The sequence below is a fragment of the Rhodococcus koreensis genome (genome assembly GCF_900105905.1).
GTDB classification, from domain to species: domain Bacteria; phylum Actinomycetota; class Actinomycetes; order Mycobacteriales; family Mycobacteriaceae; genus Rhodococcus_F; species Rhodococcus_F koreensis.
On record NZ_FNSV01000001.1, the window covers coordinates 146,577 to 160,602 of the forward strand.

The following is a 14,026-nucleotide window of genomic DNA, read 5'->3' on the forward strand; positions in this document are numbered from 1 at the left end:
CGAACCTTGCGATTACGGCCGCACACCGATGTCCGCGGCGTTCGGTGCAGTACTCGCGAACTCCGTCCGGATGGCGTCGGTGTCTGCGCCCAACGCCGGGACCCGGCCGGCTGCCACCGTCCACCCCTGTGCGAGGCCGGGCGGCAACAGGGCGGGCACCGGGCCGACCGGGGTGTCGATATCGCGCCACCGGCCGCGGGCGGCCAGTTGCGGGTGCTCGACGAGGCCCTGGACCCCGTTGAGCCGGGCGTTGCCGATCCCGGCCGCATCGGCGGCCTGCTGGATCTCGGCCAGGGTGCGCTGCGCGCACCAGACGCCGACGATCTCGTCGAGTGCGGTGCGCTCCCGGACCCGGTCCGCGTTGTGCGCGTACCGCGGGTCGGCGGCGAGGTCCGGACGGTGCAGGAGGTCGGTTGCCAGGCGACGCCATTCCCGGTCGCTGGTGGTGCCGAGCACCACCGTGAGGCCGTCGGCGGTCGGGTACGCCCCGTACGGGGCGACCATCGGTGAGCCCATCCCGACCGGTTCGGGTTCGACGCCGCCGTGGATCACCTGGTTGAGGGCGAAACCCATCATCTCCGCGACCACGTCGAGCATCGCGATCGGGATGACCGCCCCGCGTCCGGTCCGCTCCCGCTCGTACAGTGCGGCCAGGATGGCCGAGTACGCATACAGTGCGGTTCCGATGTCGGCGATCGGGATCCCCGGTTTCGCCGGCTGCCCGGGTAGCCCGGTGATGGTGCAGGACCCGGCCTCGGCCTGAATGAGCAGGTCGTAGGCCCGCTTGTGATCGAGCGGTCCACCGCGCCCGTACCCGGAGATGTCGACGATGATCAGGCGGGGATACCGCTGGGCCAGGTCGTCCACGCCGAGACCGAGCCGGTCCAATGCGCCCGGAGCGAGGTTGCTGACGATCACATCCGCCCGTTCGAGCAGGTCGTGCAGCAGGTCGTGGTCGGCGGGCGCCGTAAGGTCGAGTGCCGCCGACTGTTTGCCGTGGTTGAGCCAGACGAAGTGGGCGGCCAGCCCGCGTACGGTTCGGTCGTAGTGGCGGGTCGAGTCCCCGGTACCGGGTTGCTCGACCTTGATCACCCGGGCACCCAAGTCGGCCAGGTGCCGGGTGCACAGCGGTGCGGCGATGGCCTGCTCGAGCGCGAGGACGGTGATCCCGTCCAGCGGCCCGCTCACGTGAACCTCGGCTCACGCTTGTCGCGGTGCGAGGCGATACCCTCGGCCACATCCGGACCACCGAACCCGTAGAACTCAAAACCGAGGGAGGCGTCGAAGATCGGCATCGCCTGCCGGTACCAGTTGTTCAGGGCGTGCTTGGTGAACCGCAACGCGCTGCGCGATCCGCGCGCGAGGTTCTCGGCGATCTGTAGGGCGCGGTCCTGCACCTTCTCGTCGTCCACACAGACCGAGACCATCCCGATCCGTTCGGCCTCCTCGCCGGTGAGGACCTCGTTGGTGAGCAGGTGATACTTGGCCTTGGCCATCCCACACAGCAGCGGCCAGCAGATCGCAGCGTGATCGCCGGCTGCCACCCCGATCCGCACGTGCCCGTCGACGATCTTCGCGCGCCGACCGGCCACCGACACATCCGCCAACAGGGCGGCGACCAGTCCGGCCCCGACCGCGGGGCCGTTGATGGCGGAGACGATCGGGGCCGGGCATTCGATGATGTTGCGGACCAGATCGCGGGCCTCGGCCATGACGCGGGTGCGGGTGTCGAAGTCCTTGACCATCGCATCGATGAGGTCGAAGCTGCCGCCGGCGGAGAAGGCGCGGTCGCCGGCGCCGCGGATCAGCACCGCCCGCACCGACTCGTCCCGGGCGATCGCTGCCCACACATCCGCCAACTCACGGTGCATGTCCGCACCGACCGCGTGCAGGTCAGGTCCGTCGAGCACGATCCGCAGCAATCCGTCCGAGGGCCGGTCGATCGCCAGGGTCGGGAACTCGTCGTACGTCTTCATTGCTGTACCTCTAATTCCTCGAGGAGATTGTTCGATTGGAGGTCGGGAGCCGCCCAGGCGTCGAGCAGATCGGCGGCCGCGACCTGGTCGGTTCGCGGCACCGATGGTCGGCGAGCGGGCGTACGGGCCAATCGGGGTGCCGGCGCCGGTTGCAGTACCCCACCGACCCGCTGGTACAGCCCGCGTTCGGCGTTGTGCGGGGCCGCGGCGGCCTCGTCGAAGCTCAGGACCGCGCTCACGCACGCGTCGGTGCCGGCATAGACGGACTCCCACTCGTCGCGGGTCCGCCCGACGATCGTCGCCGCGATGAGTTCCCGCAAGTGTGGCCACCGAGCGCGGTCATTCTGGTCGGGCCAGCGGGTGGTATCCGCCCCGAGGCCGGCGAGGAACTCGCGGTAGAAGTCAGGTTCGAGTGCACCAACCGCGAGGTAGCGGCCGTCCGCGCACCGGTAGGTGTCGTAGAACGGTGCTCCCGAGTCGATCCAGTTGGTGCCCGGCTCATCGGAGAACAGTCCGGCCGCCCGCAGTCCCTGCAGCTTCGCGGTCAGCAGGGCAACACCATCGACCATGGCGACATCCACGACCTGTCCCCGTCCCGACTTCGTTGCTTCCAGTAGGGCGCATACGATTCCGAACGCCCCGATGGCTCCGCCACCCGCGTAGTCACCGAGCAGGTTGATTGGCGGACGAGGGCGTTCCCCACTCCGCGCCAACGCATGTAACGCGCCCGATTGGGCGACATAGTTGATGTCGTGCCCCGCTTCCTGAGCACGGGGGCCGCACTGCCCGTAGCCAGTCAACCGCGCGTAGACGATCGCCGGATTGTGGCCGAGCACCACCGCGGGCCCCAAACCCAGCCTCTCGACGACGCCCGGGCGGTAGCCCTCGATAAAGACATCTGCGGCCGCGGCCAACCGCTGGGCTGTCTCCACACCGCGCGGGTCCTTGAGGTCCAGAGCTGTCGTCTCGACGCCGCGGTTAGCCACGTCGTACTCGTCGCGCAGACCATCGGTCTGCGCTAACGCTCGCGCCATCCGGTGAGCAGGCCGCACCACACGCACCACCTGCGCACCCATGTCAGCCAACAACATCGACACATATGGCACCGGGCCCATACCGGACAACACCAGAACCCGGACGCCGCCGAGTGGTCCGCTCATATCGCAACTCTTTCGCTCAATGGGTACCGCCCAATCACATCGCTGTCACGCTGCGGCCATCGGCCGAGGCCAGTGGGGTTCCCCAGAATTTGACCGTGCTTTTACGCATATTACACAATATATTGTGCGGCAGGAAGATAGTCTCAAAACATCCGGGCGGAGTCCACGGAGGGAGTGGTCGAAAATGCGCCGAAAGGGCAGCCGTGAATGCGGTCACGTCACAAGAAGGCGTTGACTGACGATCCGCGGCTAACCGGTGACGGGCGCCGGCAATCCGGAGAACTCAGGGCCGTCGCGGTTCTGCTGGCCCGGTGCGGGCGCCGAGCCCCTGGGCGGGCGAATGTATATTATGTCGAGTCTTATAATCCGGGAAAGGTGCGAAGGTACGATGCCCCTGAGTGACAGGTCAAGACGACAGCAACTTCCCGACGAAGTGGCCTCGTACGTTCGTGAGATGATCATCTCCGGCGAGGTGCGGGCGGGTGATTTCCTCCGGATCGAGCGCATTGCCGAAGCCGTCGGGGTCAGCACTACGCCCGTCCGCGAGGGTCTGCTTGCGCTCCGAAGCGAGGGATTCGTCGAGATGGTCCCTCGACGCGGCTTCATGGTGGCCCCGTTCACCAAGCAAGACGTACAGGACCTGTTTTGGGCACAGGCCCAGCTCGCCGGTGAACTCGCCACCCGGGCGGCCAAGAACATCACCCCCCAGCAGATCGCCGAGCTCGAGGCAATCCTCGAAGCCCACCAGGCCGCGATCGCTCAGGGCGACAAAGACGGTATTGCCTCATGGGGTCATGCGTTCCACCGCAAGATCAACTTGGCTGCGGGCTCTCCGCGCCTCGCCCGCCTCCTCGGCTCGATCGTCACGAACCTTCCGAACCGTTTCTATGCCACCATTGAGGGCCACCTCACCACAACGCAGGAGGAGCACCCGCTCCTACTCGAGGCCTTACGGAAGCACAGCGGCAAAAAGGCCAAGACCCTCATGGAATCGCACATATTGGACGGCGCGGATCACCTGATCGAGGAACTCGAGCAGCGCGGGCTTTGGGAAACGGACTCCGAGGCGAACGCGGGCTGAGAGACCGGTGCGGATCAGGCAGTCGATCCGTCCCGGAACATCGCGACATGAAGAAAGCGAACCGGGTCCCGCTACTGAGCCTCGAGGCGGCTGGCCCATTGCCCTGTCGCACCATGTGGACGCACGGTCGGCACATCAGCATCGCCACTGACGCACGACACGCTCAGCCCCAGCACGTCCGCGCGTCTCGCTCTCGCTCTCGCCGTGAGCTTTGTCGTGGATGCCCCCGGCCGCGGCTTTCACTCGCCGCGGCCGGCGGCCTGGCCCGCGGTCCCCTGTTGGTTCAGTAGGACCGTGGGAGTCGGATATCAGTAGGAGCGGGGAAGCCCCAGCACCTGCTGTGAGATGTAGTTGCGGACCATTTCTTGCGAGAACGGGGCGTTGCGCAGCAGCCGCACCTCCCGCCACAGCCGCTCGATGTGGTACTCCTTCGCGTACGCGTAGCCACCGAAGGTGGAGAAGGCCCGATCGCACGCGTCGAACCCCGCCTCGGCGCCGAGGTACTTGGCCGCGGCCGCTTCGGCGCCGCAGGGCTGCTGGGCGTCGAACAGGTCGGCCGCCTTCATGGCCATGCCTTCGGCGGCCTCGAGCCGGATCCACGAATCTGCCAGGGGATGTGCGACGGCCTGGTTCTTGCCGATCGGGCGGTCGAAAACGATGCGTTCGTTGGCGTAGTTCGTCGCCAGGTCGAGGGCGGCGCGGCCGAGGCCGATGCCCTCCATCGCGACGCAGATGCGTTCCGGATTCAAGCCGTCGAGCAGGTAGTAGAAGCCCTTGTCGACCTCTCCGACAACCTCGTGGTCGGCGACCTCGAGGTTGTCGATGAACAGCTCGTTGGTGTCGATCGCGGCGCGGCCGAGCTTGTCGATCTCGCGGATGGTGATCCGCTCGGGATCCATTTCCGCGAAGAACAGGGTCATGCCGTGCAGTGGCTTGTCGTCGCGTCGCGGTGAGGTGCGTGCGAGCAGGAGGATGCGCTGCGCGTTCTTGGCGTTGGTGATGAATACCTTCTGGCCGTTGATCACCCAGCCGCCGTTGATCTTGGTGGCCTTGGTCTTGATGCGGGAGGTGTCGACGCCGGCGGTGGGCTCGGTGACACCGAAGGCCATGAGCATTTCGCCGCTGGCGAGCTTCGGCAGGTACTCGCGCTTCATCTCTTCCGAGCCGTAGCGCACGATCGGTGCCGGCGGGAAGACGTAGAAGTGGACCGCCGAACCGCCGCTCATGCCGGCGCCCGATGCGGAGATCTCGCCCATCATCACGGCGGCCTCCTTGAGGCCCAGGCCGATGCCGCCGTACTCTTCCGGGATCATCGCGCCCAGCCAGCCGCCGGCGGCGAAGGCCTTCACGAATTCCCAGGGGTACTCGTGCTTGTTGTCCTTGTCGAGCCAGTAGTTGTTGTCGAACTTCCGTGCCAGCGCGCGGGTTGCCTCGCGAACGACTTCGACGTTGCTCTGGTCGGTCTCACTCATCGGTTGTCCTTTTCTATGAACCCGTGGATACGGGGATGTCTTCGAGTGGTGTCGCCGGGTCGAGTGACGACATGTCCCCGACCGGGTCCCCGAGGAACCGCGCCCGGATGGCGCGGCGCATGATCTTGCCGTTCTTCGTCTTCGGCAGGGTCGCGACCGTGTGGACGGTCGGGGCGAAGGATTTGCCGGCGTTGGCCAGGGCGGTTGCCTGTAGATCGTCGAGATCGGCAACCGCGTGAGGGCGGAGAACGGCGAACGCGACGGCCCGCTGACCTCGCAGCTCGTCCGGTACCCCGATGACCGCGACCTCGCCGATCCGCGGATCCCGCAGCAGCGCCGCCTCGATCTCCGCCGGCCCCACTCGACGACCCGACAGTTTGATCGTGTCATCCGAGCGGCCGTGGATCCGCCACACCCCCTTCTCGTCGATGCTGGCGAGGTCACCATGCACCCACACCTCGTCCCACCGCTTCCAATACGTTTCGAGGTACCGGTCACGGTCGCGCCAGAACGCATGAGTCATGCCCGGGAACGTGTTCCGCACGGCCAGCTCCCCCACCTCGCCGACAAGCGGCGCACCGTCCTCCCCGAGCACGGCGGCGGCGACGCCGGGCAGCGCCCCGTTGAACGCCGCGGCCGCAGTGGGCAGGAACGGGTACCCGATGACGATGCCGCCGCCGACCTCGGTGCCGCCGCTGTAGTTGATGATCGGTCGGCGGGACCGCCCGACCTGCTGGAACAGCCACCACCAGGTGGGCTCGTCCCACGCCTCGCCGGTGGAGACGAAGGAGCGCAGCGTCGGCATCTCCCGCGCCGCCCCGTCCCCGCCCGCCATCAGCGCGCGGGCCGCCGTCGGGGCGATGCCCTGAATGGTGACACCGTTGCGTTCGACGATCTCCCACATCCGGTCGATGGTCGGGTAGGTGGGCAGGCCCTCGATCATCACGATGGTGGCACCGAGCTGCAGTGGGCCGGTCATCAACAGTGGACCGACCAGCCAGCCGAGGTCGGTGATCCAGGAGACCACGTCGTCGGCGTGGACATCGAAGCCATAGGCGAAGTCCACCGCCGCCTTCACCCCGAAACCGCCGTGCGAGTGCACGATGCCCTTCGGGCGACCCGTGGTGCCGGAGGTGTAGACGATGGTGAGCGGGTCGTTCGCCTCGGTCGCCGCCGTCTCCACCGGTGCTGGATTCGGGTCCAGGTCGTCGAAGTAGACGTCGCGGCCCGCGTGCATTGCGACATCGGTGCCGAGGTGGCGGAGGACGACGACGGTGCGGACCGACGGCGCCGATTCGAGCGCCTGATCCGCGGTCTCCTTCATCGGCACCGCCTTGCCGCGGCGGGTCGTGCCGTCCGCGGTGATCAACATGACCGCCTCGGAGTCCTGCAGCCGGGTGGCCAGCGCATCCGGTGCGTACCCGGTGAATGTCGGCACCGAGATCGCGCCGATCATCGCGATCGCCAGGAACGCAACCACGGCCTCGGGGACCGCGGGGACGAACAGCACCACCCGATCCCCGCGCACCACACCGAGCTGGGTCAGGTTCGCCGCGAACCTGCGCACCGCACGATCGAGCTCGGCGTAGGTCAATTTCCGCCGTTGCCCACTGTCCCCCTCGTAGATCACCGCCGTCTTGTCCACGAGTTGGCCGACAGCGTGCCGGTGTGCGCACAGGTTCGCGACATTGAGGTGCCCGCCGGTGAACCACCGCGGGAAGGGTTTGCCGTCGGACTCGTCACGGACCTTCTCGAACGGTGCGTCGAAGGTGATCTCCAGATCGTCGACGACGGCGCGCCAGAAGCGCTCCGGGTCGGCAACCGCCGACCGGTTCAACTCCTCGATGCTCTCGTACCCCCAGCGCCGCATCGCCGTCAGCAACCGGCTGCGCTCGACGACCGACTCACTCGGCACCCACGCGTACTGCGCGGTGTCATCCTGCTGACTCTTCGTCATACCCGCTCCTTCTCGAAACGCCTGCAACCGGTTAGGCGTTGACCGATTCGGTCGCGGTGCGCTTGAGCATCAACCCGGCGCGGCGGCACTCACACACGACCTCGTCGCGCTGGTTGATGCCATAATGACGGAACTGAACGACGCCGGAGTCGTTGCGGCTCTTCGATTCCCGCTTGTCGAGGATCTCGGTGCGGACACGGATGGTGTCACCGTGAAAAACGGGCTTGGGGAACTTGACGTCCTCATAGCCGAGGTTGCCCAACGTGGTGCCCTGGGTGGTCTCGGGCACCGAGATACCCGACACCAGACCGAGGATGAACAGGCTGTTGACCAGGCGCTGCCCGTAGATCGAGTCCTTGCTGTACTCGGCGTCCAGATGCAGCGGTGCCAGATTCAACGTCATCGTGCTGAACAGAATGTTGTCCGTCTCCGTCACGGTGCGCCGCGTCGGGTGATCGATGATCGCACCCGGCTCGAATTCTTCAAAGTACAAACCAGGCATGGGGGTCCTTTCGATTCGGCGGGATTCCCGCCAGAACAAGTTCACGTGATATCGCATGTTACACAATATATGATGTGTGTCAATGAGACGCCGGACCTGCAGTCAGCGAGAAATCTTGATGCGGGTAGGCCCGCCCTGCCTGTTCAGCTGATGATGGTCGTCTTCAACAACCGACGATCCGGTCCGCGGATGCGCGATGGATTCGATCCAATCGGATCTAGCCAGCTTCACCCCAAGGCCTGCACCCACGGAGAACAGAACTGGCGCATGGGGAATCCCCGCTGAACACGCGTCAGCAGGGAGCCTGCGTGAGCTCCGGTACCGTGAGCCTCACCGGCACTGTCGGCACGTCGACTCGCCAAAATAGCCGACATCACAGAGCCCACACAGCGGGTGCAACGTAAGCGCTAGGGCCCCCAAGAGCTCGTCGAAACCAGCGACTCTGCCGCTGGCAACGCAACAGATGTAGCCGCTATCAGAAAAACGGCAAGACGTAGAGAAATAAGCGCGCCGAGTTACACCGAGTCCGGCCTTGGGAGGTACGTCAAGTGCGCAAATTCGGCGCTGTCGAACTATTTCGCCGCTACTTAGCGGTGTCGTCGCTCCACATGCCTTGTTCTTCGAGCTTCGCGATCAAATGATCAGCGGTGGTGGCGATGTGCTTCTTCATCATCGATCTGGCCGCGCGGGTATTCCGGGTCCGCAAGGCCTCCACCAGCTGCGGATGTTCGTTCACCGTGGCGTCTACCTGCTGCTCGATCGTCGCGTAGAAACGGTTCGGAAGGTGCTTGACCACCGACCCCAGCAACAGCGCCAGTCGGTGCGAATCGGCGGCATGGTTGATCTGACGATGGAACTCATGACCCAAATCGGTGACCCGCTGGCTGTCACCAGCTGCGACGGCCTCCTTGTTCTCCGCCATGATCTGGTCGAGCCTTGCCAACTGCTCCGAGCTGATGTTCGAGGCCGCCCGTGCCGCAAGCTCACCAGCGAGCTGGGCCTGCGCCCAGAACAGGTCGCGGATGTCTCGCCTGGTAAACGAGGCGACGATGAACCCACGCCGAGGCACCATCTGCACAAAGCCCTCGCTTCGCAACAGCTGCATACCCTCCCGAACGGGGGTGTTGCTGACTCCGACCGCTTCACAGATCGGCTCCATGCGCAGAAACTCACCCGGCTTGACCTCGCCCGAGAAGATCCGTTCACGCACGTAGCTGGCCACCTGCTCAGGCAAACCCTGCTGTCGATTGGCGTTGCGCGCACCGTGCGCCCGTGCGTCCACCATCATCTTGAGCTCCCAACCAGGTCGTTTCGTCCACCCGCACCTTACTCCACTTCCCGCATGATATGCGATATCGACACACCCGCTTGTGGACACCGGCACCACGAGAATCTTCGCCCCGTTCGGGCGACATTCAGCTCTCAACGCACGCTCCTATTGGAACAGCCGGCGCTTAGACCTAGCCAACAAACACTATGATGCGTAATATATGAACCAGATTCCACTTCCGCCGGCGAGCCGATACAGCGGGCCCAGGATGGCGCATCCTTTCCAGAACGAGGTACTCGATGAGTCCGAAACCTTTGCAACACGTACGAATCCTTGAGATCGGTGGTTACATCTCCGCCCCCTACAGCACTTCGATCCTGTGTGCACTGGGAGCTGAGGTCGTGAAGGTCGAGAAGCCGCAGGGCGGTGACGACTTCCGGCGGGACCTCGATCATCGCAGCCCCTACTTCGTTCAGTACAACGCCGGGAAGAAGAGCATCGCGGTGGACGTCAAACGACCTGAGGGCGTGGACCTGGTTCGAGCCCTCCTGCCGAAGTTCGATGTCCTGATCGAAAACATCCGGCCCGGCAAACTCGCTGCACTTGGCTTGGGCCCCGGCCCGTGCCGTGAGGCCAACCCCGACCTCGTGTACACCTCCGTCACGGGATTCGGCAACGGTGGCCCCCTGATTGATCGCGCCGCCTACGACACGATCGGACAAGCCCTGGGAGGGATGTACACCGTGATGGGCGACGCCGGTGAACCCCAACTCTCGGGCACGTGTATCGCCGATCTCATCACCGGATTTGTCGGCGCAACCGGCGTCCTCGCCGCGCTCGTCGCACGATCGAAGACCGGGTCGGCGCCGCGAATCGAAACCTCGATGCTCGAGGCGGTCAGTGCACTGACCGTCGACGCCCTGACCCAGATGTACGACGACGGGGCCGACCCACACCGGCAATCCCGCCATCCCCAGGCCCAGAACTTCTGCCTCCACACCGGCTCCGAGGGTGTGATCGCCATCCACCTGTCATCTTCACAGAAATTCTGGCGTTCACTCACCGACGCCATAGGACGTCCGGACTTACTCGACGATCCCCGTTTCTCGAACTACCCATCCCGGGTCCAGCACTATTCGGAACTGGTATCTGTCGTGAAGGCCGAGTTCCTCACCCGGACAGCGGACCAGTGGGAAAAAATCCTTACCGATGCCGATGTCCCGTTCGCGCCCGTGCTCGGCATGTCCGAGTTCGCCACGCACCCGCAAACTGAGTTCCTCGAACTTCTCGAACCGCAGGACGAGGGGCCGGCGCTGCTCCGCGCTCCATGGCGATTTGACGGTGCACGCCCGAGCCGCGCCGGCTCCACGCCTCGCGTGGGCGAACACACGCGCGCGGTTGCCGCTGAGGTGTATGACGAACCAACGATCGACAAGTTGCTTCGCGACGGTGTGCTGTTCGCACCCTAAGGCCGTCCCGCGATGCCCAATGGTCCAAGACTCCGGAAGGTGCGTGCGACAATGCTGCAGACCCCCAACTCCACAAAACAACAACTTCCCGAGGAAGTCGCCACACAGGTACGCGAAATGATTATTTCCGGGCAAGTACGAGCCGGTGAATTCCTCCGAATAGAACCACTGGCCGCCGCCTTCGGCGTAAGCGCCACGCCCGTCCGAGAAGGACTCCTCACACTCCGCAGCGAAGGATTCGTGGAAACGGTCCCTCGACGTGGGTTCCTCGTGCTTCCCGTCACCCGGCAAGACGTCCGCGATCTCTTCTGGGCACAGGCCCAGCTGGCCGGCGAGCTTGCATCGCGAGCCGCCACGCGCATCACCCGTGACCAGATTGAAGAGCTGAGAATGAGTCTCGATGAACATCAGGACGCAATAGCACGGCGCGACGGTGGTGAAATCGCCTCACGGGGCCACTCCTTTCACCGCAAGATCAACATCGCCGCGGACTCACCGCGGCTCGCCCGACTGTTGGACTCGGTTGTCACGAACCTGCCAAACCGCTTATATGCCACCGTCGACGGCCACATTTCGACCACACAGGTCGACCATCCTCTCATACTCGACGCCTTGAGTAAACGCGCCTCCAAGAAAGCGAGAGCTCTCATGGAAGCCCATATCCTCGACGGAGCCGATCACTTGATCTCAGAACTCGAGCTGCGTGGCTTGTGGGCTGACACCCGCTAGTGCGGCGTGGCATGAGTATTTTGACAGTCGAGAGCGAATGGCACTACGCGCATTTCCGTCGCTGCGGCGAGGGCCTCAAACCTCGGAGGCTTCGGCTGTCCCGACTATCGGATGTGTGAATTCCCATGAACTCTCGTGAGTATCGCCAGTGGCGCCAAAGGCGTCGCGCCTGGATCGAAGCCAACCGCAAACGCAACCATCCTGACACCGAGGCGGAGCTCCTCATTGAGTTCGCCAGCAAATGGGCACCGTTCGGGGGCGCCACCGAGGAGGAAATCCTTGTGCACTTCGGAATGACAATGCGCCGGTTCATCGAGCGATTGTGGCAGGTCATCCCTGAATCGAACTGTGCCCAAGACGAGATACGCATTTTAGCGAGCGTATACCCGCACCCCCGCCGAGTCGGCGACCCGCACGTCATTGGGTGTGACCGGATCGTCTAGTGTCTCGCGACAACTTGTTCGTCAAACAACTTGCCCCACGCCGCACTAGCCGCCGGAACGGTCAAGGATCGCCAGTAGGTCGGGTAGGACGGCCGTCGGCGACCTCTTCCAGGTACCGGTGGGCGGCGATGCCTCGGTCGTGGTGGGCCCCGGTCCAATTCACGGCGATGTCCGAGACCGGCGCAGCTTGATCGATGGAGTCGCGGCCCGCCGGGTCGGGGCCGCTTGTACAAAGGGGCGCCTTCCCGATCAGATGCGCACAGACTAGGACTAGGACTAGGACTAGGGCGAGTAAATCTAGGAAGAACTGTCCCCTGGATGCGACTGCCCGGGCGGGACACAATAGTTGTGGCTACCAATGCATATGACTGCGACTGGTTACCCCTGCGCAGCCGCCAAATTGCACTCACAGTCACACACAGCTTGCAAATTGAACTGTGGAACACGATAAAGGGATTTGAGGACATGACTTCTGAGAACATTGAGCACGTCAGCGTGAAGGCTCTGAGCTGGGACATCGCGGCGGATATCTACTTCCCGCCCGGGTTCGACAAGTCGGCAAAGTACCCCGCCATCATTAGCGCGCACCCCATCGGCAGCTGCAAGGAACAGACCGCTGGCAACGTTTACGGCACCGCGCTGGCCGACGCAGGTTTCGTGGTGATCGCGTTCGACGCAAGTTTCCAGGGTGCCAGCGGTGGGGAACCACGCTTCATCGAGGATCCAACTTTCCGGGTCCAGGACTTCAGCTACGTCGTCGACTACCTTGTCACACTGCCTTACGTTGATGAGAATCGCATTGGTGTGCTCGGCATCTGCGGGGGTGGCGGCTACGCCATCAATGCCACCATGACCGAGCGCCGCCTCAAAGCCGTCGGCACTGTCACCGGTGTGAACTACGGATGGTTGATGAATGAAGCGTTCAGCGACTACGCGCCGATCGCCGCCTTGGAAGCCATGGCCGCCCAGCGAACTGCTGAGGCACGTGGCGCCGATCTACGTGTCGACGACGTGCTTCCCTCCTCACCTCAGGACGCCACCGAACGTGGCTTGACGGAGATCGATCTCTTCGAGGCAACTGAGTACTACCGCACGCCGCGCGGGCAAAAACCGAACGGTCTCAACCGCTCCCTGTTCTCCCACCAGGCGACCGCCGTCGGCTGGGACGCTTTCAACCGGGCCGAGGTCCTGCTCACCCAACCTTTGATGGTTGTGGTCGGCGACAAGCCCGGAGCCTTCGGTGCCTACCGCACCGGTCACGAAATCATCCGCCGCGCAGCCTCGGATAACAAGGAACTCGTCGTCGTCCACGGATGGTCGCACTACGACTTGTACGACAAGCCAGAGCCGGTATCCAAGGCACTTGACAAGCTCATCCCCTTTTTCAACAAGAACCTCTGAACATCAGTAGCGGCAGGCTTTTGTCGCTACTGCGGGGTCCCGCATCGCGGGAAGGAGCGCTGACCTGGTCCCATCGGTTACCTGGAGATACTCAGCGCTCCGCCCGATGCACAATGCTCGCTGGTAGTGAGCTACGGCCAATTTCGCTGACCCGCTTCGATAGCCCTGCTTCGAAACGCTGGAGCAAGATCGCCGACCGCGAACGCCGGTGCCGGCGGTGGCCAGGGCGACGATGAGGGCGGCGCGGCGGCCGAACAACCCTCTTGCCCACCCTGCTATCGGGATTCGCTGCACGGCAATAGCCGACACCCTCGGGAGGCGTTCCGACCGGGCGTCGTTGAGCAGCACACCGTCGAGATCATCGCCGCGTCATCGTCGTGACTGTCGGACCGACTTCGGCGCGCCCGGCGACTGATGCCTGTAGGCCGCACGGATGGTGTTGGCCGTGGCAATCAGGCGCCGCAGGGTCGTGGTGGCCGCGGCGCGGTTGGCGAGGCGCGAGGACCGACAGGTGCGCGGGCAACCCACGATGGTCGCAGGCGTCGCACCAGTCGACAACCATCCGG

At 64.5% G+C, this 14,026-nt stretch carries 12 protein-coding genes; 5 read left to right on the forward strand and 7 right to left on the reverse strand.

The window, feature by feature from the left end:
• Positions 1-12 precede the first annotated feature (12 nt).
• From BLV94_RS00635 to BLV94_RS00645, 3 genes are read right to left on the reverse strand one after another with little or no spacing between them, the layout of a single operon-like run.
• Positions 13-1,188 carry a CaiB/BaiF CoA transferase family protein gene (locus BLV94_RS00635; RefSeq protein WP_072950102.1) on the reverse strand — a complete coding sequence of 392 codons (1,176 nt, stop codon included), beginning with the start codon at positions 1,186-1,188 and terminating at the stop codon, positions 13-15.
• Positions 1,185-1,976 (reverse strand): enoyl-CoA hydratase/isomerase family protein, encoded by a 792-nt coding sequence (locus BLV94_RS00640; RefSeq protein WP_072950100.1) that lies wholly within the window; start codon positions 1,974-1,976, stop codon positions 1,185-1,187. Before BLV94_RS00640 ends, BLV94_RS00635 begins: the two co-directional genes overlap by 4 nt.
• Positions 1,973-3,136, reverse strand: coding sequence for a CaiB/BaiF CoA transferase family protein (locus tag BLV94_RS00645; protein ID WP_072950097.1), 1,164 nt, complete (start codon positions 3,134-3,136; stop codon positions 1,973-1,975). Before BLV94_RS00645 ends, BLV94_RS00640 begins: the two co-directional genes overlap by 4 nt.
• Positions 3,137-3,485: 349 nt before the next feature.
• Here BLV94_RS00645 and BLV94_RS00650 point away from each other — a divergent pair, with 349 nt between their 5' ends.
• Entirely contained in the window at positions 3,486-4,217 is a 732-nt protein-coding gene (locus BLV94_RS00650) for a GntR family transcriptional regulator (RefSeq protein WP_072950149.1), read from the forward strand.
• Positions 4,218-4,525: 308 nt separating this feature from the next.
• Here BLV94_RS00650 and BLV94_RS00655 read toward each other — a convergent pair whose 3' ends face one another.
• The 4 genes from BLV94_RS00655 to BLV94_RS00670 form a co-directional block, all read right to left on the reverse strand.
• Complete coding sequence (locus tag BLV94_RS00655) at positions 4,526-5,689, reverse strand: acyl-CoA dehydrogenase family protein (protein WP_072950095.1); 1,164 nt, start codon at positions 5,687-5,689, stop codon at positions 4,526-4,528.
• A 13-nt stretch (positions 5,690-5,702) separates the two neighbouring features.
• The gene (locus BLV94_RS00660) at positions 5,703-7,646 is read right to left on the reverse strand and encodes an AMP-binding protein (protein WP_072950093.1); all 1,944 of its coding nucleotides are present in this window, start codon (positions 7,644-7,646) and stop codon (positions 5,703-5,705) included.
• A gap of 31 nt (positions 7,647-7,677) precedes the next feature.
• The gene (locus BLV94_RS00665; protein WP_072950091.1) at positions 7,678-8,148 is read right to left on the reverse strand and encodes a MaoC family dehydratase; all 471 of its coding nucleotides are present in this window, start codon (positions 8,146-8,148) and stop codon (positions 7,678-7,680) included.
• A 583-nt stretch (positions 8,149-8,731) separates the two neighbouring features.
• Positions 8,732-9,436: a GntR family transcriptional regulator gene (locus tag BLV94_RS00670; protein WP_074933449.1), complete on the reverse strand. Its 705-nt coding sequence runs from the start codon at positions 9,434-9,436 to the stop codon at positions 8,732-8,734.
• A 281-nt stretch (positions 9,437-9,717) separates the two neighbouring features.
• Here BLV94_RS00670 and BLV94_RS00675 point away from each other — a divergent pair, with 281 nt between their 5' ends.
• The 4 genes from BLV94_RS00675 (at position 9,718) to BLV94_RS00690 (ending at position 13,460) form a co-directional block, all read left to right on the forward strand.
• On the forward strand, positions 9,718-10,887 hold the full coding sequence (locus tag BLV94_RS00675; protein ID WP_072948761.1) for a CaiB/BaiF CoA transferase family protein: 1,170 nt from the start codon (positions 9,718-9,720) through the stop codon (positions 10,885-10,887).
• Between the two features lie 51 nt (positions 10,888-10,938).
• The gene (locus BLV94_RS00680) at positions 10,939-11,616 is read left to right on the forward strand and encodes a GntR family transcriptional regulator (RefSeq protein ID WP_072948762.1); all 678 of its coding nucleotides are present in this window, start codon (positions 10,939-10,941) and stop codon (positions 11,614-11,616) included.
• A gap of 125 nt (positions 11,617-11,741) precedes the next feature.
• Positions 11,742-12,059 (forward strand): hypothetical protein, encoded by a 318-nt coding sequence (locus tag BLV94_RS00685; RefSeq protein WP_072948764.1) that lies wholly within the window; start codon positions 11,742-11,744, stop codon positions 12,057-12,059.
• Positions 12,060-12,407: 348 nt separating this feature from the next.
• The gene (locus BLV94_RS00690; RefSeq protein WP_371851608.1) at positions 12,408-13,460 is read left to right on the forward strand and encodes an alpha/beta hydrolase; all 1,053 of its coding nucleotides are present in this window, start codon (positions 12,408-12,410) and stop codon (positions 13,458-13,460) included.
• Positions 13,461-14,026 lie beyond the last annotated feature (566 nt).

Coding starts and splice junctions, on each gene's coding strand:
- BLV94_RS00640 (WP_072950100.1), bottom strand. CDS start 1,976: ATGAAGACGTACGACGAGTTCCCGACCCTGGCGATCGACCGGCCCTCG.
- BLV94_RS00675 (WP_072948761.1), top strand. CDS start 9,718: ATGAGTCCGAAACCTTTGCAACACGTACGAATCCTTGAGATCGGTGGT.
- BLV94_RS00670 (WP_074933449.1), bottom strand. CDS start 9,436: ATGATGGTGGACGCACGGGCGCACGGTGCGCGCAACGCCAATCGACAG.
- BLV94_RS00645 (WP_072950097.1), bottom strand. CDS start 3,136: ATGAGCGGACCACTCGGCGGCGTCCGGGTTCTGGTGTTGTCCGGTATG.
- BLV94_RS00665 (WP_072950091.1), bottom strand. CDS start 8,148: ATGCCTGGTTTGTACTTTGAAGAATTCGAGCCGGGTGCGATCATCGAT.
- BLV94_RS00660 (WP_072950093.1), bottom strand. CDS start 7,646: ATGACGAAGAGTCAGCAGGATGACACCGCGCAGTACGCGTGGGTGCCG.
- BLV94_RS00680 (WP_072948762.1), top strand. CDS start 10,939: ATGCTGCAGACCCCCAACTCCACAAAACAACAACTTCCCGAGGAAGTC.
- BLV94_RS00650 (WP_072950149.1), top strand. CDS start 3,486: ATGTCGAGTCTTATAATCCGGGAAAGGTGCGAAGGTACGATGCCCCTG.
- BLV94_RS00655 (WP_072950095.1), bottom strand. CDS start 5,689: ATGAGTGAGACCGACCAGAGCAACGTCGAAGTCGTTCGCGAGGCAACC.
- BLV94_RS00685 (WP_072948764.1), top strand. CDS start 11,742: ATGAACTCTCGTGAGTATCGCCAGTGGCGCCAAAGGCGTCGCGCCTGG.